Source organism: Nonomuraea zeae (assembly GCF_005889725.1).
Taxonomy (GTDB): Bacteria; Actinomycetota; Actinomycetes; order Streptosporangiales; family Streptosporangiaceae; genus Nonomuraea; species Nonomuraea zeae.
Map to the genome: position 1 here is coordinate 52,820 of NZ_VCKX01000003.1, position 19,975 is coordinate 72,794.

Sequence of the window (19,975 nt, forward strand, 5' to 3'; positions counted from 1 at the left end):
ATCATTTGTCCGAAAATGCAATGGGCACAGTATCGGGCATGTGCGATAATGCGCCCGTGCTCCATATGCTTATAGATACGTCGGTCTGGCTAGATCTAGCCAAAGATCGAAGAGGGCAGCGATGGATAGTCCCCATGCGGGGCTTTAGCCATCAACGCAAGCTCAACCTGCTGGTGCCGCAATTGGTGATCGACGAGTTCGATCGCAATAGACCTAGAGTTGAAGCTACTGTCACCGCCAGGGTTCGCGAACGATTTCAGCTTCTCCGGCACGATCTCCATGAATATGGTGGCGATGGGTACCGTGTCTGGCTAGAGGAAATGACTCACCACATTCCACTGCTGAGTGCCCTCACTCTTCAGAACTTCCATGAGATCGGCGAACTCTTGGATAATGGATATAGGCTAGAACCAACCAGTCTGGACTACGAAAGAGTAGTTAAGAGAGGGCTTGACAAGCGGGCGCCCTTACATCTACAAAAAAACAGCGTCGCCGACGCGTTGCTCATCGAGATGTATGCGACTGCGCGCCGTCAAGGCGACCCTGAGAATGAGTATTGCTTTGTGACCAGTAATCATCAGGATTTCTCGACGCCGAACGGAGATCGACGCGAGCCGCATCCAGATCTAGCCGAGCTCTTTGATCAGAGAAAATCTTCGTACTTCTACGGAATTGATGGACTCAACGAGGCCTTGGAGGGATATTTCGGGGATGAGTTTATCGAGGAGGCCGATGAGACTGAGTCCTTGCATCGGGATCCGCGGACGCTCACGGAAATCTTAGAGGCTGAAAATGAGTTCTACAACGTAATATCTCACGAAAGAAAAATAATTTCTGCAGAACGGGAAGCCGCTGCCCGGGGAGAGTCCGTACCCCCAGATGTTGCTAAACGATTGGCAGCATCGACGCGAGCATTGCAGGAGCGCTACGGGGCCGACAACGTTGGCCCGTGGGACGATTGGGGTTGGGGCTTTGTTCACGGCAAGCTCTCCGCATTGCGGTGGGCCCTCGGCAGCGATTGGGATTTCCTGGACACATAGAATCTGCGATGCTTTGCCGAACTGTTCTTGTAGGTATCAAGCGGCGGCGCGGCGCGCCGCCGTACCCCCGGCCCTCCGCCCGCCCGCCATCCGGGCGTGCGGCCTGGGGGCCGGTCCCGGACGGCGGCGGGACACCGGGCCGGGCACCGGGCGCCCCCCCGCCGTACGGACCGAACGCTCCGACCAGGGTTGCCGCGCCGCCTTACACAAATGCAGCACTACGATCGCCACTGCATGGCTGGCCGCCATACGTGCTTGGGGCGATCGACGATCCAGGGTTCGTTCCTCACCCTGGCTCACCGGAGAACGTGGCTGATCTCTGACGATCAGGCAAGACGACGCTTATCGCTTCAGATGCAGATCGTGCTCATGCCGAACCGGCTCCGGCTGGGCGCGGCACCAGTCCACGACGCGGTACGTGATGCGGTCGAAAGGGGCGTCATCGGTGAGGGGGTGTTCGAAGTCGGCCAGGCGATCCAGGTCCATGGCCAATTCCGCCGAGGTCTCCTCGGTGAACAGCCCTGAGCTGGTGAGCGTCTGGCGCAGGTAGGCCAGGAGACGTTCATGGTGCTCGTCCCAGTTGATGTTGCCGTTGCGCTGCGCCTCGTCTCGAAGCTTCTCCACTGCACGCAACAGTTCGCCTTGGACGGTGTCCGCCTGGCCTCGGCGTGGTACATGGGTCTGCCAGATCCTGCGAGCATCAGCGGCATATGACGCGTCCATGGCGGCCACCGTACAACTATGTCGCTGGCGCGCGCCCTCCAGCTCTGGGGTGATCTCGGTCAGGGGTGGTGAGGCTTGCGGGCCCGCCGGCTGATGCCAATGCACGAAACCACACGTGATGCGTCGGGAGCTAGAAAGAGCTGAAAGTGGTAGGCGGGCTCTGTGCTTTTGACCATGCCCAGGATGAGGTGCTGCAAGCCGCAGGAGCTGAGCTGTGCGACCGCCTCCTCGAGCCCGAGGGATGGGATCTCTAGCCGACGGGTAAGACGTGCGCGACGCTGGTAAGTCCTGGTCAGTTGAAGCGCCTCGACCGGGTCCGGCCCTATCTCGAAGCAGGCTCCAGCCGCGAGCGCCCGACGGCACGCATGACCTGCTTCCCCTCCTAAGCTGTCGAGGAGTTGAACGAGCGTCTCTCTATCCACGAAGGCAGCGTACGCACAGCGCGGTCTCTGGGAGCCATGCAATATACGTGCAATGATCATGAAGGCGGGGGAGCGCCGGGATCGCTCCGCCCCAGGTAGGAAACCATGCGCCCGCCATAACGGTCACGAGCTGTAAAACCGTCGGCTCAGCCTGCGCCGATTCCGCAGGCCAGGGGTTTGAGTCATCCAGACGCGCCGTACCAAGGCGCTGCACCGACCGCTGGCACGCCACCGCCTGATTTGCCACTCAGCCGCTCCGACATGATCTGATAGTCGGGATCTTGGAGGGCTGACATCATGACCAGATCGAGTAGACACATCCTCGCTGCCCCCGCAGCTTTGTTGACCCTGATGGTCACCGCAGCATCCGCACCCTCCGTCGCCTCGGTGTCGAACGCGGAATACGAAGCCGTATGTCAACCCTACGCGCGCAATGAAGCATGGGATCCTAAACACCGCGGAGAGTGGAACCGGTCATTCGACATCCAAAGGGGAATAGGACTGACCGAGCCTAGGACCAAAGTTCGAAACATCGTTCTCTGCAGGACGATCCCTTGACTCGTGCCCAGTTCATTGCGCCTCCGGCGGGGGCCTCAGTTCCGGGATGATCGCGACGAGCGCGAGCCGAGGCCGTAATGGCTGAGGTGGGCCTGTTCGACATTGATCGCCGGGCCATTAGCGGGCCATTAAGAGGGGCGACGAGGGGTCAACCACGGTCACTCAGGACTGGGCTTCCGACCAGCTCAGTGCCCCAACGGACCGTGATCGATGCAGTTCCCAAGCTGGCAGCGCGGGTTCGATTCCCGTCACCCGCTCTCATCGGAAAGCCCAGCGAGGGCTTGTGTCTGGGCTGACGTGGTCGAAGCTCTGAACTACTTGGCTGCAGATCGGCGTGCCTTCTTCAGGCGACTTTCCAGGTCCGGTCGCCGAGCGTAGCTACGAGATCCAAGTGCCCCCCGAGCGCAGCGATGTACTCTCGTACGACGTCGATGCCGGATACCTCGCCGTGTTCGATTTTGGAGATGCGAGCTTGGCTGACTCCCAAGGTGTGCGCGAGTTCGGCTTGGGTGACACCGGCGGCCTGACGGATCTCGGCGAGCTGGAATCCGCGGACGTATGCTTCGCGGCGTTCACGCGCGACGGCTTCTCCAGCAGCGCGTTCCGTCTCGTCTCGCGGGTCGAGCGCTGCCGCCTTGGCCTTGACGTCTGACCACTTGCTGTACTGAGTGCTCATCGCTCCTCCTGCTCTTCTTGCTTGAGCGTGATCAGGTGTTGGGCAAATCGTTCGTCGGCCAGCGGTATCGCTTCCCGATACCAGCGGTTCCAGTTGCCGGCTTTGTCGCCGGCTACCAGAAAGATCGCTTCCCTTGCAGGATCGAAGCAGAACAACATCCGGATCTCACTCGTCCCCGATGAGGGCGGACGTAGTTCCTTCATGTTGTGATACTGGCTGCCGTGTACCCGGTCGACCAGAGGACGACGCGCCGTCGGGCCTTCCTCCGCGAGCTGATCGATCGCGTCCTTGACCAGGTCTGCAGTCTCCGGATCGGTAACGCACATGGTCAAATACCACGCCTCGACCTCCGGATGAAGACTGACCTCCCAGCTCATACAAACGATTATAACCATCTAGTCATATTCCCCATGTCCACATCCGATGCACCCCGCCTCTCGCCGAAGGTTGCGCTGGCGAGCCCCGCGTCGAGCCGATTGGTGGATGCGTAGGTTCGCGGGTCCACGGACTGCCCTCCATGCGGGTGCCTGTTGCGTGTCTCCCATCGAGGATGTCCCCCGTGGCCCTGGCTGCTTCCTCCCCGGGCGGACCGACGGCAGACAAGGTGATCAGGAGGGCAAAGGGGTACACGTCGCGCGAGGAACAGCAGGTCGCGGGCTGATCGCCGTGCCATTAGCGTGCCATTAAGGGCGGTAACAAGGGGTCAACCACGGTCACTCACGACCGGCTTCAGAGCCAGGTCAACGCCCCTACGAGGCAAGATCCCTGCAATTCCCAAGCTGACAGCGCGGGTTCGATTCCCGTCACCCGCTCTCATCTTGAAAGCCCAGGTAGACCGATGGATTCGGTACCTGGGCTTTGATCTCTACTAGGACTGTTGATCTCTGCGTGCCATTAGGGCTTGTGATCACCCGGCGGGGACCAGCAGGCCGGGCGGGTTGTCGTCGTCATCGTCGTGTGCCCGTTCGTACCCGATGAGGTGCTTGTCGATGGCTTCGGCGATCAGCTTGTCGGCTCCACGGACGACGTGCTGGTAGATCATCGCGGCGCGGACGTTGTCGTGTCCCATGCGCGCCATGAGGTCCTTAAGCCCCGCGAGTCCGCCACGATCTTGTTTCCCGTGTGACGGAGATCATGGACATGCAGACCCGGGACGCCGATCGCCCGCACGGCCTCCATCCAGCCGGAGAGCTTGTTGAACCCGCTCCTGCGCATCGGGCCGCCCTTGATCCCGGTGAGGATCAGTGCTCCGGCCCCAGGCTTCACGCAGAGCCGCGGGTGTTCTGTCAGAGCCGGGATGATCGCTTGTGGGATGCCGACGATGCGCTTGCTGGCCTTGGACTTGGGTGGACCAAGAGCCAGCTCGCCTGTGGAGCGTTTCATATGGGCCAGGCGCACGCGGACCGTACCCGCGTTGAGGGCGAGATCTGATCGGGTAAGTGCGGTGATCTCGCCCCACCGTAGGCTCGCGAACGTGGCCAGGAGCACGAAGGCCCGGTAGCGCCGATCGTGCGTGCAGTCGGCCTGCCCGGTGTCGATCATCCGCCACAGTGCCCGCTCGGCTTCTGCTCGCGTCGGGAAGACCTCCGGGTAGGTACGCATCTCACCATGCCGCTGGAAGCGGATGCGGTGCCCTTCGCCTCTCTTGAGCGCCCGGATGCTGCCCACTGGTCGTCGCCCCACCTTGCGCGGAGTTGCCGAAAGTTCTTCCAGCCGTCTCAGGTGAGCGCGCCATCGCTGGCGTTCGGCGATGGATCGAAGGAGCCGGACGCCGATCGGAGCGACATCGGGATCGCCCGGCTTGACCGGTTGCCAGACGTAGCGGTGTGGGTCGGTGGGCCCGTTGGCCTGGCCGAGAGCTTCGAGAACCCAGGTACGGCGGTCCTGCTTGTGTTCGGCGAGCGTCTTGTTGCTCCACTTGCGGGAGACGAGGAACCGGCGACCGGCGTAGCCGAGGTGTTCGGGCTTGTGGGCCTTGGACCGGCAGCGGCCGGGAATCAACCCGGACTTGGCGTTTTTGGGCTGCACGCTGTAGCGCAGCCAGTTCGGGCAGGTAGGCGAGCAGGGCTCTTCAAGCGGCGGCGTTGGCGCGCCGCCGACGGCCCTCCGGCGCCCGCCGCCCGGGCGTGCGGCGTGGGGGCCTGGTCCCGGGCGGCAGCGGCCCGGGCCGTCGTTTAGAAGCCCGCGCAGGAACGACCGAAATAACATGTGGGCCATATCCGCAAGCAGGTGCAAACTGGGCCTCATGCCTCCAGCCAACCTCAGCGAGACGGAGTACCTACGTCACATCGAACTGCTCGCGCGCGATGTAATACACGCCGCAAACGAAGAAGGATGGCTGACCTACGACCGCGAGGCGACACCCGCCACCGCTCTCCACCGAGCCGTGAACGAACTGGCCCGTCAGATCCGCCACTACCACTTCAGCGGAGACGGCTGCCTGGAAGACGATCTCCCGCCCATGCAGCTCGCAGGAATCGTCCTTCTCCACCCGAAGGCGATCCCCGCGGACATGGAGGGGACCTACGAAGAAATCTGCACCCGACTGGGGATACCTCCGACAGCGGACGGCTGGGCCGTCTGGAACGCCTGGGCCAACGACCAGCAACCCATCTCCATCATCCTGGCCGACACCGATGGAACCGAAGGCATACTCCTCAACTGGGCCCACGGCATCGAGGTCTACCCATCCGCACCACTGCCGGCCCAAGTCGTCATGACCCGGCAAGGATGGCTCACACCCATGACGCTCTCTCCCCTCAGCGCCCGAAAGCTCGGCGTCACTCGGCCTCCCTATTTGACACCCAATGCCTCCGGCAGGGGCACTCCAGCTCCGGGATGATCGCCGCTTCGCGGGAGCGGGACGTAAGGGGTGTGTCGTACGCTGCCGCCATGAACCCTCAGGCCGTGGATTGGGCAGCGATCCCAGGACCGAGGTGGTATCAGCCGGAAATTGTCGCGGAAGCTTTCGCCACCTTGCGCAGGAGTGCTCGTAGTGACCTGGATCAAGAGGGTGGCATCCGATCGGCAGTAGGAAACGATCATGCTGGGACGCTCTATCCGGCCGCCGTCACCGGCACTGACGTGTTACTGGAGATCATCACCGAGCATCCTGGGCCGGCGAGGCAGGCTGCTCTTTGCGTCCTGCTCGATTGGTGGGGATGTTTTCAACCTGAGCCAGGCTTCGAGTCGTACACCGATCACGAGGGAGAGACGATCGATGTCATTACGGCGATTGTCGAGCGGATTGGGCAAGCCGTTGGCACCTTGCAGATGATCGCGGAGCAGGACCTCAACGCTCGTGGTCTCATTCGAAAGCTGATCAGAACTCAGAACAAGGGGTGGGTGCTCATCGAATAGGGCCCGAGTGGCGATGCCGCCAACGCACCTGCTGCGTGCCCGTTCGCATAGCGATCGGCGGGGCGGATCCACGAGCTGGAGTTGACGGCCGATTACCTGGCCAAGCAGGAGGAAGAGAAGGAGCTCATCCGTGCACAGCGCGAACAGCAGCGTGAAGAGGAAACCGCACGACGCGAGTTCGAGCGCGAGAAGACGCGCCTGCGCAAGGAGGAGGCGCACTATCGGTCGGCGCTGGCGAAGCTGCTGAAGAACGGTGCCGCATCCGCGGAGAGCGTGGATGAGTTGAAGGCCAAGCTGGAGGAGATCGGCGCGGCGGTCGCCGACGTCGAGGCTCGAGAAGCGAACACCCGGGCTGGGTACGTGTACGTCATCTCCAACATCGGAGCCTTCGGAGAAAACGTCGTGAAGATCGGCATGACCCGTCGGCTGGAGCCTGAAGATCGTGTGCGCGAACTGGGTGACGCATCGGTGCCATTCAGGTTCGACACGCATGCGTTGATCTTCAGCGAGGACGCGGTGGGGCTGGAGGCGCGACTGCACTCGGAGCTGAGCGACCATCGGCTCAACAAGGTGAACCTGCGACGAGAGTTCTTCCATGCCACTCCGGCCGAGGTGCGCGACCTGCTGCAGAAGATCGCTGGTCAACATCTCCTGGAGTACCGCGACACGGCCGAAGCCCTGGAGTGGCGGCAGTCGGTCGGGGCTGCTGGAGCAGCCCTGCCAACGTAGCCTCGTCCGGGGGGCGGGGGATGGGATAGGCGCCATCCAACTGGTGGCGGTCCCCCGGCAGCATGGACCCGACGACAATCCCGGCCGGCTTCTCGGTCGCATCGCAGGCGGCGGCGTACATGCCAGCAGCGCGGCCGGGCTCTTGACGTCGAGGACCGAGCACTCTTCCTTGAGCCGCGCGCTGCGGGGGTGGCGGCCCGAGGGCCGTTCTCATGCGCGGATCGCCGCTCGGGCCGCACATCATGCAAACGCCGCCAAGATGTCCATGGAGCCGTCCTCCGAGTTGCTGATCTTCAGATAGACCTCTTGACCATCCCTCTCCGTGCTTACGCCGTCGAGCCCGTCGACACAACGGAAGCACCCATCCTGTGGGTCATCGATTCGATTCCATCCCTGGGCGAGAAACTTCTCGAATATCTGCTCGCTAGTCATCGTGTGACTCACTTTGAAGGCAAGAGAACCGCCGCTTCCGGAGTCGCAGTCGTCCTCTTCCATGGCGGTCTCGGCGATGGTCCTCGGGAGAAGATCTTGAACGATCTGCTTGAGTTCGTCAATCTCCTGCTTTGCCTGCGTCTCGCAGATTGTGCCGCAGCCAGTCATTGAGGCAGCTAAGGCGATACCCGCGGTGAAGACTGCGCAGGTTCTCGTAAGGCTATTCATACTCTTTGGCTCCAGTGACTCGCGGAGAGCGACAGCAAAAGGACAGTCGCCCTCTCGGAGGTGACCTCCTGCATGGTTGTTGAAGGTATCGAACGAGCGATACGGAGGACAGCTGGAGTTTGCTGATGCGCGAAGCAGCTGGAGATGTCTGAGAGCCCGCGGTCCTAGCCGACACACCGGCCGGCCAGATCGGGCCGCACGAATGCTGCCCTTACGATCGCCTGCTCCTGGCCGGCCGACCAGGGTAGCTGGGGCGGAACTCAGGGAGACTTGCGATCGCTCGACCGGCATACACCCAGGTCAGCGTTTCCCCTGGTCAGATACTGTGATCTTGAAGGAGTTCCTAGCTGACAGCGCGGGTTCGATTCCCGGCACCCGCTCTTACGACAACGAGCCGATCTACGGGTTTGATGTCTGTCTCGCACTCAGAACTCCAGTAGTCGGTTGCTAAGCCGCCCGATCAACTCCGGCACCTGAACATGCACAGGCCGATCACGGTAGCCGGGGAATCCTCCCCACCAGAGTGAGCAGCGGAGATATTCGACGAGCGAGATCGGCTCCTCAGCCGTCGTGCCCTCGACCAAGGGGTCTGGATCAGCGTTCGGGAGATGGACACCGTGACCTCCTCCGCTGTAGTTGGCCTTGGCTGCCGCATCGGGTGCGATGTCGAAGAAGAAGCCGTCTTCGTGGAACCTGCACTGCTCGTCTTCTTCCGGATCTGTGCATGCGCAGCCCAGGCTGAGGTCTCCAACAGCCGAATCCAACATGTCTCGCAGCATTACGCCCGAGTGAAGGACCAGGGGATCCGGCCCGCAGTCCCAAGGCTCCCCTGGCGGCTCGTGGTAACGGACGTGGGGCAGCAGTGTGCCTCCATCTCCGCATAGATCAACCACACCCACCACCTCCAGGCAGGCGCGAAGCGCCACAGGGAGGGGGCCAAGGATGGATTCGGCCTTGGCGATGGCATCGAAATCGGCCGTCGTCGGCGGCTGCCGGACCGCATCAGGACAGGCGAACCTGTACCCCGCAGACCAAAGCCGGTCCACCAAGACATCGGCATTGACAGCCACGCGCCGCATAGTCTCCCGGGCAACGTCCTCGGCATCCTCGCGCAGGCTCGACGGCACTCCAGCCGACCCGAAGGCGCGCATCTCATTCCACACGGGAACGTAGTCACCTGACCGATACCTTCTGGCCCACGACGCCACGGCGACGATGTTAGATCAAGCCGCGCAGCAGGGGCTCCGAATACCTGATCATGATCTGGCGACGGTACGAGACCAGCGCCACAAGCTCGGCACGGAAGCCCAGGTGGGCCGATGGATTCGGTGTCTGGGCCTTGACGTTTTCTCATGCTGTTGATCTCTGCGTCCCGTTGGGGTCATGATCACCTGTCAGAACCAGCAGTACGGGGCATAACTTAAACCTTGATAACGGTGACGCGTGCACCACACAGCGCGGCGAGGTCCTCGGGGTCGGAGGTGAGGACGGTGACAGGGCCTGGGGCGGCGAGGGCGGTGGCGCTGAGCATGGCATCGATGGCGTACTTGTGCCCGTGCAGGCCGGCGTTGGACAAAAGTGTGGCGGCGTGGCGGGCGATTGGTTCGGTGATCGGTTCGATGACAAGACGGGACAGCGTCCACTCCAGAGCCGGTCGGTTCACGTGAGGGTGGACCACCTCGACGAGGGTGACGGCAGAGGTGATGACGCGGAGGTCGTCAGCACGGGCGAGAGCAAGCCACGCGGTGACCGTACGGTCGCGCAGAACGGCCTTGGCCAGTCCTTCGCTGTCGAGGACAAGGGTGCCGCCAGGAGTAGCGGGCGAACGGGTCACGCAGCCGCCCCACCATTGGGCTGTCCCTGCCGGGCGTGGTGGAGTTGGTCGCGCAATGCCTGGACCTCGTCGTCGGTGATGGGGCCATGCTCGGCCTCGGCTACTTGGATGAGTTCGCTGAGGTTGTCGCGCTCGATCTGGCGGGCGACGGCGGCGGCGACGTAAGCGGACAGGCCGGAAGGGCCACTCCGGGATCGGGCGGCCTCGGCGATGTCACGCGGCATGGTGATCGAATACTTGCCGGTAGGCTCAGTCATGCCCTTTATCCTACCGTCTATCCTCCCGCGATGTCGCGGCCGCCTTGCTATCGTCCGGGAGAACCCGTCGTCAGTGGTTGCGCACCCGCGAGAGCTGAGCGCTCTCCTTGCTCCTCTCGAAGCGAGATGACGGCAGACGGGGATGATCAGGCGGGCGGGGTACGCGCGTGGCGCGAGAAACACAGGTCGCGGGCTGATCGCTGGCCCATTAGCGGGCCATCGGAAGAGGTGATGAGGGGTCAATCGCGGTCATCACGACCGGCTCGCTGCCCAGCTCGGGACCTCCGTGGGTAAGTGATCGATGCGGTTCCCAAGCTGACAGTGCGGATTCGATACCCGTCACCTGCTCTCGGCGCACAAGAGGCCGCTCAGGGATCGGTTCCTGATTTTCCATGCTCGATCCGTCTCGATCTCGGCTGTCCGTCATGCCGAATGGCCTACTCCTCAACCAGGCCATCGAGCGGACAGCATCGTCTCGACGGACGTGCGCGAGCGTGCGTATGACTGTCCACACCGCGCGCTGGCAACCGTCAGGCAGTACGACATGGCGGCGTATGGCACGTTCGACACGGAGACGGTTTTCCGGCCTTGCGCTCGGTGTCTTCGTCCCACGATGCAACCTACTTCTGGGCTACGTTCGTCGGGTGATGGGCCGGTTCATTCCAATCGATCGCGGTCTCTTCCCAGCTCAACTAAGTGACGCAGCGACCGGGCGACGTAGTCGAGGATGACGATCCCGGTATGGCTCGACGCCGCCCGTCGCCGATCAACTGTGTCGGGTCGGCCGGTAGGTCAGCACCTGCGTGTGGCCGTCGAAGGTCCGGGCCTCGAGCAGTTCGAGGTCGAAGTCGTCCGTACCGTCGAAGATCCGGTCCACGCCGGTCGTCCCGGATATCACTGGGAAGATCGTCACCTCGATGGTGTCGATCAGGCCGGCGTTCAGCAGGGCCCGGTTGAGCGTCAGGCTGCCGTGGGAGCGCAGCGGCACATCGGAGTCGGCCTTGAGACGCGTGACCACCTCGACAGGGTCGCCGGACTCGATGGTCGTGTCCGGCCACTCGAGCGGTTCGGTCAGCCGGCTGGAGAGCACCGTGACCGGGGACTCGAACATGCGGGTGATCCACGCGTCGAACAGGCTGCGGTCGAAGCCCGGCCTGAGGAACGGCGCGTTCGAGGAGTAGGTCTTGGCCCCGAGCACCATGCGTAGCGGGTCGCGGTAGGCAGCGGCGCGATGGGCGAGGAACTCCGGGCCCTGCTTGCCCCAGTAGCCGCCCCAGTCGCCGTTGTGGTTGGCGAAGCCGTCGAGCGTGGAGAAGATGTCGAAGGTGTAGGTGGCAGTCATGGTGTCTCCTTGCCGGAAGCGGGTCGCGGGCGCCTTGTGGCGGCCTCACCCCTGCTACGAACACCACCGCCCCGATCCGACACCCCTCCCGGATTTCTTTCACAGGTCGGCTCTCCTGGCCGCGTGCTGGTAGTCACGGCCGCTCGGATGTTGTCCTGTCCCATGCGGGCCATGAGGTCCTTGAGTCCAGCGCCAGACCCGATGATCGCCTTTGAGAGCACGGTACCGGTCATGTCCACCTGCTTGAGACGGCGCCGCAGCAAGATCTGGAGCGTGGCCGGGGTGATCAGGGAAGCCGCACCTACGGCCATGCGAGCTCTCTCAGCTCAGTACCCGGGCGGTGCGTAATGAAGGCGATCCACTTTTCATGCGCTACCGGGTCGGACCCGGCGCCTGGCGGCGAGATCTGACGGACTTACGCGCCTACAGTGTGGAAGTGGCCGAAGATGAGGCAGACGGGCTGGTCTCCGGCTCACCATGGCCCGACGAGCGTACATGCGGTGAATGTGGAGAGCCGTACCGCGTTGACACCCGTGGGAAAAGCGGGCCATTTCACTTTCGGGCAATGTGGATGGACGCCGGGATGGAGACGACCGTCAGGATCACCGGCCACCAATGAAATGACCGAGCGTAGGGGACAGCGGACTCTCTTGGTGCCGGAAGGCAGGTCGCTCCAACCTGGCTGCATCTGGGCGATGCCTTCGAATCGAGCGATGGAGCCGTACGGCGTCGCTGAGTGATGGCGCAGACGTCAAACTCGGGCGCGAGTCGCCGACCCTTTGGCAGCTATCGGGAACGGCAGAGGCGGTCGTTGACCAAGCGCCGGTGCTCCGCCGAAAGGCCGTGAGCCGCCATGGCCCTGTGCAGAAGCTCGGCATCGAACCCCTGCGCCGCCATGTGATCGAGGAGAGGTCCGTATCGATCGGGCCGATCGCGGAAGAGTTCTGTGGCCAACCGCAGTTCCAGGCGCACCGCAGGAACGCGGTGCGAGCCACACGGGATCAAGACATAGTGCTGCCACGGGCCACGGCCGATGCACTCCATCTCATCGGAGTCGGTCTCCCGCTCAACCGTGCTGATCTCTAAATGGACCCCGCTCACCTCGTACCTGGCGAAATACTGCGAACTTTCGGGGATCCAAGAGGCCGCATACAAACAGGGGAAGGACGAGAGGGCAGCGGCGAACGTGTTCACGTCCTCCCGCCGAGCCACTAAGAGGTCGACATCTCCGACAGGAAGCCGCACACCTTGTAGAAGAGCGGCACCTGTGCCACCCACGCGGTACGCCGGGTCGGCTCCCACAGCCTTCAGCGCGGTGAGAGCCGTGTCTAACGCCGATGTCACGTCCGCCAGCTGCAGAGATGTCTCGCCAGTTCCCATGACGGCAGGGTACTCATTCACAATCCTCCATCGTCAGGCCGCTCGGAGAGAAAGCCCGATGAGAGAGGTACGTGCGCGATCTGGGCGGCCGTACGAGCGCTCCGGCCTTTGTGAGTGTCAAGCGGTGGTACTCCGCCTGCCTTGACGGCACGACCCCGGGTCCTGCCCTCAGCCTCGACCCAATCTCCGTTTCGGCCGCCGTCCCGCCATGACCTGACTTTCGACAGGGGTGCGAGCTGACGATCGGCGGTGTGTTCGCCTGGATCGTCCGCGACAGGCTCGCCCCCATGAACCCGTACTTTCCCGGCCGGTGGATCGGCGGTGTGACGCTCGTCCTGGGTCCGGTCGTCATGTGCGCCGGATACCTGATGCGCTACCTGAGCTCGACCATCCCCCTCTCCTCCCAGCAGCAGGCGTGGGCCGAGGCGCAGCCGTTCGCGGCCCCCGGGCAGCTCCTCGCCTACACCTCGCAACCCGCCCTGGTCACCCTCTCCTACGCGGTCTTCACGCTGGGGGCGGTGCTGCTCTTTCCCGCCTTCGTCGCGCTGGCCCAGCGGGTCGGAGGCGGACTCGCGTTCTGGGGGGCCACCCTGCTGGTGGCGGGGCTCTTCGCCCGGCTGTACTTCGCCGGTGCCGACCAGAGCGCCTTCCAGCTCACCGAGGTGGTCGGGCTGGAGCAGGCGACGAACGCCGTCATGACGGAGTACGTCGACATCTCCTACGGGCCGTGGCGGGTGCCGGTCTGGGCCTCGGCCGGTCAGTACGCGGGCACGCTCCTGCTGGCCATCGCCGCCTGGCGTTCGGGCGTGTTCGGCACCGCCCGCGCCTTGATGCTGCTGGTGGCGGGAGGCACCTGGATGGGCGTGCTGAAGGCCGCCTCGATCCCCGACGTGGTGGTCACCGGCCTGCTCTGCGTGGCCCTGGTCCCGCTGGGCACGCAAGTGCTGCGGGCCCGGCCACCGGCCCCGGCCGGCCGATCCCGGGTGCTGAGCTGGTGAGCGAAGCCGCGGCCCGCCCGGCGAGCCCGCCACAATTTTGCCCGGTGACGGCGACGCTCTCGCTCCCCGGATCGGAGCTTCTCCTTGCACGGGCGGTATCCGGTGGGCCGATAACATCACGTTCGTGGTGAATTGGGAACTTCGGCGCGCTTTGCTGGCGGACCTCGAAGCGCTGGTCGAGGTGCGGGTCGTCGTGATGCGGCCGGACCTGGAGCGGCTCGGGCGGTATGACGAGCAGCGGGTGGGGCAGCGGCTGCGGGACGCCTTCACGCCAGGGCACACCTGGGTGATCGGAGTGGCCGGCACCCTGGCCGGCTGCGTGGCGTTGCGGCCGGCCGAGGATGCCTACTGGCTGGAGCACTTCTATCTGACCCCGGAGTTCCAGGGCAGGGGCCTCGGTTCCGCGGTGCTGCGCAGCCTGCTGGAACGGTGCGACCGCGAAGAGGCCGTGGTCCGGCTGAACGTGCTGCAGGGCAGCCCCGCCCGACGGCTGTACGAGCGGCACGGGTTCACGTTGGAGACCGAGGACGCGGTGGACGTGTTCATGGTGCGCGGCGCGTCAGAAGTACGGGGTCCAGCCGGTCCCGACGGGGGTCGCCGGGCCGAACCGGTTGCTCCCCTTGCCGTTCCAGAGGTACAGGGTGTCGTCACTGACGGCGCCGATGTCGGTGTGACCGTCTTCGTTGACGTTGCCCAGTGACGTGAGGGTGGCGGCGTAGGGGCCCAGCCGGGGCCGAGTTCGGTGGCGGCGGTGAAGTTGTTGGCGCCCTTGCCGTTCCAGATGTGCAGGGTGTTGGTGTCCTTCTTGACCGCGAGCAGGTCGCCGATGCCGTCGGCGTCGAAGTCCGGCGCGCCCGATCCGGTCATCACGGCGTAGTGCGACTGGAGCTCCGCTCCCGAAAGCTCGCGATTGTAGATCGCGAACTTTCCGACCGCGCCCTTGAAGTAGGACTTCAGGTCTCGGGTGCCGACCCGGACCGGCGCGGATCCCGGCCGGGGCCTGACGATGACCTCGTCGCCCGTACCGGGGCGGTAGGCCAGATTGTCGGAGCCCGCCAGCACGCCGTTGCGGTAGATGCGCACCTTCCCGTACGTGCCCTCCGCGGTGTCGAACGTGACCGCGTAATGGATCCACTCGTTGGCCTTCACCGGCTGCTGGAAGTACGCCCCGGCGCCGTAACCGCCGTCGAGGTTCCAGGCGTAACCGGAGATGCGGTTGGGACGATCCTCGTCGTTGGACTTGGAGTACATCCGGCCCGCCCACTCGCGGTCGCCGCCGCTGCCCGACTTCGTGCCCTTCCCCATGAAGTAGACGTAACCGGTCTGTTCCTCGTTGGGGAACTGGAGGGTGTGCGGCCTGATCCACGCCTCCACGGTGAACGTGCCCGTGGTGGAAATGTGGAACTAGCTTGGCGGTCGGGATCTCGAAGTAGCCCGACGAGCCGTTGAAGACGGCGGCGCCGTCCCGGTTGGGGAGCTGGACCGTGCTGGTGACGCCGTGGAAGGCGCCCTTGTGCCCGTTGCCGGTGCGGTCGGTCTCCGTGCCGTCGGAGGGGTGCGACAACCGTCAGTAGGCGGCCGGACGGTCCGAGAGGACCAGCTGGTCGTAGGCGCTCAGCCCGGCGGAGGCCGCCGCGGCCGGGCGTGCCGCGGCCGGTTGCGGGAGGCACATGGAGGCGGCCAGCAGAGCGGTGCCCAGACCTGCGGAGAGGGTGCGACGGCCGAGCGCACCTGCGCCGAGCCGGGTCCTCCGCGTCATCGACGCTTCGCCGTCCATCCCACCATGAGTCCTGTTCACGGCGGCAGGCTAGGGGACGGTGGTATGCCGCAGGCATGCCGGTCCCGGACCGACTCGTACCAGGTGGTGGTGGTCTCGGCCGGGCACGTAAAGTGCCGGGATGATCCAGATTCCGGAGGGGTTCGCGCGGAGCACGGCCGAGCGGGAAGGGGGGCCCGGAGCCGCGTGGCTCGCCGAGCTGCCCGCGATCGTGGCCGAGCTGCTGGACCGCTGGGGGTGCGTGCCGGACGGCGAGGTCATGCACGGAGGCGTCGGGGTCATCGTCCCGGTGCGGCGGCGGACGGGGGCGAGCGCCGTGCTGAAGGTGTCTTTCCCGCACCCCGGCAACGTGCACGAGCCCGACGCGTTCGCGGCGTGGGGCGGGCGCGGAGCGGTGCTGCTGTACGAGCGCGCCGACGAGCGTTTCGCCATGCTGCTCGAACGGGCCCGCGGCACGACCCTGGCCGAGGTCGCGGACGGCGATGAGGTCGTGACGATCGCGGGACGGCTCAATCGCCGCCTGGCCGTTCCCGCTCCGCCCGGCCTGCCCCGGCTGCGGGAGCAGGCCGACGCCTGGGAGGAGCAGCTGCGCAGGGACGCGGCGGAGCTGGGGCACGCACTGCCTCCCTACGCGCTGGACAGCGCCGCGGCGACCGTCCGCGAGCTGGGCCGCGGCCAACCGGACCTTCTCATCCACGGTGACCTCCACCCGGGCAACATCCTGCGGGCCGAGCGTGAGCCCTGGCTGGCCGTCGACCCCAAGGGGCACGCGGGAGACCCCGCTCACGACGCCGGTACGTTGCTCAAGTCGCGGGCGCTGACGCTCCTCGAAGCGGGCGACCTGCCGAAGGCCGTCGACCGTTTGCTGGACGTCTTCGCCGAGGCCGCGGAGCTCGATCGCGAACGCGTCCGGCGCTGGTGCCAGCTGCATGCCGTCCAGGCCGCCTTCTGGGGTCGCCGCCACGGATTCCGCATCGCCCCCAGCGGCCCGCGACTGGACTGGCTAACCGAGTTCGCCGACCATCTGGCGGAGCTGCTCACGGAGGGCCGGTAGCCGGCCGGACCGGCTCGGCCCGACGGCTCTCCCGTGGAGCCCACCCCGCCGGCGGCATGCCTCCCGAGCGGCGCGCCGAAGAAGGCCCCTTCTCCTGGCGGAACGAGCTGCGGCCACGCTCCTTCCAGGGCGAGCAGCCCGGCTGACGCGGGGAACGGCCGCACGAGAGCTCCTGGTGATCAAGGATCGGGAGGAGAATGCTACTGGCACCGCCGAGCTCGCCGCCGGCTCGCGCATCGGCTGGACTCTCCCCCTGTAGGAGGCTCCATGCTGGGTCCAGCGGTGTGACCGTTCGCCGCGCCGGCATGAGGAGAGCGACGCATGACCATCGTGAAGGGCATCGAGGCCCGCGGCCTGCACCACTGCGAGACGACGGCGCTGGGTGTGCTGCTGCGGCATGAGGGGCTCGATCTGTCCGAGCCGATGCTGTTCGGGCTGGGCTCTGGCCTGTCCTTCATCTATTGGGACAGCAAGAGCATGGCGTTCCCCTTTCTGGGAGGCCGGGTCAAGCCTTTCGAGCTCACCAAAAGCCTGGCCGCCCGGCTGGGGCTGACGTTGACGGCCGAGGAGACCACCTCTGCGCGCAAGGCGTGGGAGAACGTGGCCGCCCCCATCGACGCCGGTCGGCCGGTCGGCCTCCAGCTCGACTGCTACCACCTGGACTATTTCCAGACCAAGGTGCACTTCGGCGGTCATGTCGTCGCCATGTACGGCTACGACGAGCAGGACGTCTACCTGGTGGACACCGGCCAGCAGGGAGGCGCGGTGCGTACGAGCCGGGCCGCCCTCGCCCTGGCGCGGGCCGAACGCGGCCCGATGACCGCCAGGAACCGATCCTTCACCATCGCCCGGCCGGCTCATCCGCTGTCCTGGGAAGACCAGATCGTCCCCGCCATCAAGGACTGCGCCGACGCCTTCCTCGCCCCTCCCATCGCGAACCTGGGTCACCGCGGCATCGAGAAAGCCGGCAAGCAGGTGCCCGGATGGCTGCTGCGCGCCGGCGACCCGCAGCGGGACCTGCCGCAGGCCGCCCTCCTCATGGAGCGGGGCGGCACCGGCGGCGGCCTGTTCCGCGCCCTCTACCGCGACTTCCTCGACGAGTGCACCCGGCTGGTCGACGACGGCAACCTCCGCGCCGGTCACCGGCTGTACGCCGAGGCCGCCGACCTGTGGACGGACGTGTCCACGCTGATCGCGAAGGCCGGGGAGAGCGGCGACGCGGACCACCTCAAGCAGGCCGGCGCCATCCTGCACGATCTTTCGCGGATCGAGAAGGACGCCATGCAGGCGCTGAGCCAGCTCAAGCCTCAAGGCCGGCAGCGCTGAGGAGCTCTCAGGTGAGGTCTCCGGGGAGTTTCGAGTACACGTACATGTCGCGTCGCTCGCCCCCGATCTCCTGCCAGCCGCGCAGCAGCCCCTCACGGACGAACCCGGCCCGTTCCGCGGTCTTCCACGACGGCTCGTTCCACGGCTCCACGTGCAGCTCAAGCCGCGGGATCCGGAGCCGCTCCAGGCCCCAGGCCGAGACCGCCAGCAGCGCCGCGGCCGCCACCCCCCGCCCGCGCACGGACGCGGTCACCCAGTAACCCACCGTGGCCCGTCCGTACGCCCCCGGCCACAACCCGATCTGGCCCACGGCCCGGCCGCTCCCGGCGTCCGCGATCGCGAACGAGTAGCCGACCCGGTCGATGGACCTGCTCCACTGCCGACGGATGAAGGCCGCGCCCTCCTCGGCCGAGTATCGCGAAGGCACGGTGGTGATGAGCGGGATGTACGGATCCGTGGAAGCCTCCTCCACCACCACGGCGTCAGCCAGCCGCCACGGACGGAGCAGGAACGTCTCACCGGCCGCAAGCTCCGGAACCACGAGCGGGCTGTCCATCCCCACATCATGCCAGCGAGAACTGCCGCCGCCTCCGTCCAGGCGGCGGCATCGGCCCTGATCTCAGGGACGCGCAGAGCCCCTGGTCGCACGCCAGAGCACCCACGTCTGCAGCAGCCCCGCCACGACGAGGAGCACCGTGAACAGCACGGGACGCCCCGCCAGGGCCGGAACCAGGTCCCGCCCCCACCAGACCAGCCAGCCGAGCGGGAACGTGACGACGACGAGGGCGAGGCCGGTCAGCAGGATGGGATCAGGGGCGGTCAGCACGATGACCAGCGAGACGACACCGAGCAGCAGCACCAGGCCCCCGTAGGCGCCGGCGATGACCGCCGCGTTCCTGCCGTTCCGGTACCGGCGCATCCAGGCGGCCTCCTCGGACGGAAACCGCCGAGTCTATCGCCGATCTACCCTTGGGCCCCGAGTTTCCGCTGGTCAAGGAGGTGGGCGGCGACCGTCTTGGCGGGCCTGCCGAGCACGCGCGCCAGATCGGGGGACTGCTGTTCGAGCGCGCCCGCGCGGACCTGGGCGGACAGCCAGCTCATGGGGCCGGGGCCGGCGTCCGGCACCTCGCGATAGGTCACCCCGATCGCTTGCGCCACCTCGGGATAGGTCCACAGCGGCCCGGTGAAGTCGTAGGCCCGGCCCAGATGCCCTTCGCCGGTCAGGACGTTCGCCGCCGCCTCGGCCAGATCGGACCGGAACGCCGTGTTCAGGCCCCGGCCGCCGGTGCTGCTGGTGATCTCCCCGCCGGAGACCTGGGGGACGAACGCGTCGCTGTAGAAGGGGTGGCGCAGCAGCGTGTACGGCCGCCCGCCGGCGAGGATGGCCTGCTCGGTGGCGTGGTACGCCTCGGTGAGGCCGGTGGCGACGGTGCCGGCGCCGAGGAAGCTGGTGAAGACGACGGCGCCGACGCCGGCCTCTTCGGCGGCGGACACGGCGGCCAGGTGCTGCTTGATCCTGCGGGCGGTGTCGAGCTCGGGGGAGGCGATCAGCAGCAGCCGGTCGACCCCGTCGAAGGCCGCGCGCAGGCTGGCCGGGTCGTCGTAGTCGCCGCGCCGCACGGCGACGCCCTCCGGGGCTCGGGCGGGGTCGCGAACGACGGCCACCACCTCCGCCCGCGTACGCAGCCGGCTGATGACGAGACGGCCGAGCGCACCGGACGCGGCCGAGATCGCGATCATCTATGGGTCTCCCTCTGTGGACAGTCGCCCCAGTGAACCCTCGGCAGGCGGCGCGCCGCCACTGGTTTTACCCCCAGCCCCATTAAGAAGCCAAATATG

Annotated in this window: 23 protein-coding genes and 1 pseudogene; 8 read left to right on the forward strand and 16 right to left on the reverse strand. The window is 65.8% G+C overall.

What is annotated here, in order from left to right; all coding sequences use genetic code 11:
* The first annotated feature begins 65 nt into the window (after positions 1-65).
* Positions 66-1,040: a PIN domain-containing protein gene (locus tag ETD85_RS01645; RefSeq protein WP_240778791.1), complete on the forward strand. Its 975-nt coding sequence runs from the start codon at positions 66-68 to the stop codon at positions 1,038-1,040.
* A gap of 342 nt (positions 1,041-1,382) precedes the next feature.
* Here the strand turns inward: ETD85_RS01645 and ETD85_RS01650 are convergent, their stop codons facing one another.
* The 5 genes from ETD85_RS01650 to ETD85_RS67220 all read right to left on the reverse strand — a co-directional run bounded on the left by ETD85_RS01650 (position 1,383) and on the right by ETD85_RS67220 (position 5,666).
* Positions 1,383-1,772 (reverse strand): hypothetical protein, encoded by a 390-nt coding sequence (locus tag ETD85_RS01650; RefSeq protein ID WP_170246459.1) that lies wholly within the window; start codon positions 1,770-1,772, stop codon positions 1,383-1,385.
* A 1,314-nt stretch (positions 1,773-3,086) separates the two neighbouring features.
* Positions 3,087-3,419, reverse strand: coding sequence for a helix-turn-helix domain-containing protein (locus tag ETD85_RS01655; RefSeq protein WP_138687768.1), 333 nt, complete (start codon positions 3,417-3,419; stop codon positions 3,087-3,089).
* Positions 3,416-3,796 carry a type II toxin-antitoxin system RelE/ParE family toxin gene (locus ETD85_RS01660; protein WP_138687769.1) on the reverse strand — a complete coding sequence of 127 codons (381 nt, stop codon included), beginning with the start codon at positions 3,794-3,796 and terminating at the stop codon, positions 3,416-3,418. The genes ETD85_RS01655 and ETD85_RS01660 overlap by 4 nt, the downstream gene beginning before the upstream one ends.
* A 530-nt stretch (positions 3,797-4,326) precedes the next feature.
* The gene (locus ETD85_RS62820; RefSeq protein ID WP_170246460.1) at positions 4,327-4,488 is read right to left on the reverse strand and encodes a hypothetical protein; all 162 of its coding nucleotides are present in this window, start codon (positions 4,486-4,488) and stop codon (positions 4,327-4,329) included.
* Positions 4,458-5,666: a replication initiator gene (locus ETD85_RS67220; protein ID WP_138687770.1), complete on the reverse strand. Its 1,209-nt coding sequence runs from the start codon at positions 5,664-5,666 to the stop codon at positions 4,458-4,460. The genes ETD85_RS62820 and ETD85_RS67220 overlap by 31 nt, the downstream gene beginning before the upstream one ends.
* Here ETD85_RS67220 and ETD85_RS01670 point away from each other — a divergent pair.
* The 3 genes from ETD85_RS01670 to ETD85_RS01680 all read left to right on the forward strand — a co-directional run bounded on the left by ETD85_RS01670 (position 5,665) and on the right by ETD85_RS01680 (position 7,508).
* A complete protein-coding gene (locus ETD85_RS01670; RefSeq protein ID WP_138687771.1) occupies positions 5,665-6,261 on the forward strand; it encodes a hypothetical protein in 597 nt (198 codons plus the stop codon). The genes ETD85_RS67220 and ETD85_RS01670 overlap by 2 nt on opposite strands.
* 50 nt (positions 6,262-6,311) lie before the next feature.
* Positions 6,312-6,779, forward strand: a complete 468-nt coding sequence (locus ETD85_RS01675; RefSeq protein WP_138687772.1) for a hypothetical protein — start codon at positions 6,312-6,314, stop codon at positions 6,777-6,779.
* An 81-nt stretch (positions 6,780-6,860) separates the two neighbouring features.
* Entirely contained in the window at positions 6,861-7,508 is a 648-nt protein-coding gene (locus ETD85_RS01680) for a GIY-YIG nuclease family protein (RefSeq protein WP_240778761.1), read from the forward strand.
* A 240-nt stretch (positions 7,509-7,748) separates the two neighbouring features.
* On the opposite strand, the gene ETD85_RS01685 is transcribed toward ETD85_RS01680, so the two are convergent.
* The 6 genes from ETD85_RS01685 to ETD85_RS01710 all read right to left on the reverse strand — a co-directional run bounded on the left by ETD85_RS01685 (position 7,749) and on the right by ETD85_RS01710 (position 12,981).
* Positions 7,749-8,168 (reverse strand): hypothetical protein, encoded by a 420-nt coding sequence (locus ETD85_RS01685; RefSeq protein WP_138687774.1) that lies wholly within the window; start codon positions 8,166-8,168, stop codon positions 7,749-7,751.
* Between the two features lie 425 nt (positions 8,169-8,593).
* Positions 8,594-9,376, reverse strand: a complete 783-nt coding sequence (locus ETD85_RS01690; protein WP_138687775.1) for a hypothetical protein — start codon at positions 9,374-9,376, stop codon at positions 8,594-8,596.
* A gap of 212 nt (positions 9,377-9,588) precedes the next feature.
* A complete protein-coding gene (locus tag ETD85_RS01695) occupies positions 9,589-10,002 on the reverse strand; it encodes a type II toxin-antitoxin system VapC family toxin (RefSeq protein WP_138687776.1) in 414 nt (137 codons plus the stop codon).
* Complete coding sequence (locus tag ETD85_RS01700; RefSeq protein ID WP_138687777.1) at positions 9,999-10,259, reverse strand: CopG family transcriptional regulator; 261 nt, start codon at positions 10,257-10,259, stop codon at positions 9,999-10,001. Before ETD85_RS01700 ends, ETD85_RS01695 begins: the two co-directional genes overlap by 4 nt.
* 766 nt (positions 10,260-11,025) lie before the next feature.
* Positions 11,026-11,601, reverse strand: a complete 576-nt coding sequence (locus ETD85_RS01705) for a dihydrofolate reductase family protein (RefSeq protein WP_138687778.1) — start codon at positions 11,599-11,601, stop codon at positions 11,026-11,028.
* Positions 11,602-12,387: 786 nt separating this feature from the next.
* Entirely contained in the window at positions 12,388-12,981 is a 594-nt protein-coding gene (locus tag ETD85_RS01710) for a hypothetical protein (RefSeq protein WP_138687779.1), read from the reverse strand.
* 251 nt (positions 12,982-13,232) lie between these two features.
* On the opposite strand from ETD85_RS01710, the gene ETD85_RS01715 reads away from it, so the two are divergent.
* On the forward strand, positions 13,233-13,979 hold the full coding sequence (locus ETD85_RS01715) for a hypothetical protein (RefSeq protein ID WP_138687780.1): 747 nt from the start codon (positions 13,233-13,235) through the stop codon (positions 13,977-13,979).
* 196 nt (positions 13,980-14,175) lie between these two features.
* Complete coding sequence (locus ETD85_RS01720; protein WP_138687839.1) at positions 14,176-14,679, forward strand: GNAT family N-acetyltransferase; 504 nt, start codon at positions 14,176-14,178, stop codon at positions 14,677-14,679.
* 197 nt (positions 14,680-14,876) lie between these two features.
* On the opposite strand, the pseudogene ETD85_RS65440 reads toward ETD85_RS01720, so the two are convergent.
* Both ETD85_RS65440 and ETD85_RS01730 read right to left on the reverse strand, forming a co-directional pair.
* Positions 14,877-15,377, reverse strand: a pseudogene (locus ETD85_RS65440) (LamG domain-containing protein); the annotation flags it as partial.
* Between the two features lie 169 nt (positions 15,378-15,546).
* Positions 15,547-15,756, reverse strand: a complete 210-nt coding sequence (locus ETD85_RS01730) for a hypothetical protein (protein ID WP_206058022.1) — start codon at positions 15,754-15,756, stop codon at positions 15,547-15,549.
* 121 nt (positions 15,757-15,877) lie between these two features.
* Here ETD85_RS01730 and ETD85_RS01735 point away from each other — a divergent pair, with 121 nt between their 5' ends.
* A complete protein-coding gene (locus tag ETD85_RS01735) occupies positions 15,878-16,810 on the forward strand; it encodes an aminoglycoside phosphotransferase family protein (protein WP_138687782.1) in 933 nt (310 codons plus the stop codon).
* A 321-nt stretch (positions 16,811-17,131) separates the two neighbouring features.
* Positions 17,132-18,136 carry a BtrH N-terminal domain-containing protein gene (locus ETD85_RS01740; RefSeq protein WP_138687783.1) on the forward strand — a complete coding sequence of 335 codons (1,005 nt, stop codon included), beginning with the start codon at positions 17,132-17,134 and terminating at the stop codon, positions 18,134-18,136.
* Positions 18,137-18,143: 7 nt separating this feature from the next.
* On the opposite strand, the gene ETD85_RS01745 is transcribed toward ETD85_RS01740, so the two are convergent.
* The 3 genes from ETD85_RS01745 to ETD85_RS01755 form a co-directional block, all read right to left on the reverse strand.
* Complete coding sequence (locus ETD85_RS01745; protein WP_138687784.1) at positions 18,144-18,692, reverse strand: GNAT family N-acetyltransferase; 549 nt, start codon at positions 18,690-18,692, stop codon at positions 18,144-18,146.
* 63 nt (positions 18,693-18,755) lie between these two features.
* The gene (locus ETD85_RS01750) at positions 18,756-19,055 is read right to left on the reverse strand and encodes an SCO4225 family membrane protein (protein WP_138687785.1); all 300 of its coding nucleotides are present in this window, start codon (positions 19,053-19,055) and stop codon (positions 18,756-18,758) included.
* A 44-nt stretch (positions 19,056-19,099) separates the two neighbouring features.
* Complete coding sequence (locus tag ETD85_RS01755) at positions 19,100-19,876, reverse strand: NAD(P)H-binding protein (protein ID WP_206058023.1); 777 nt, start codon at positions 19,874-19,876, stop codon at positions 19,100-19,102.
* Positions 19,877-19,975 lie beyond the last annotated feature (99 nt).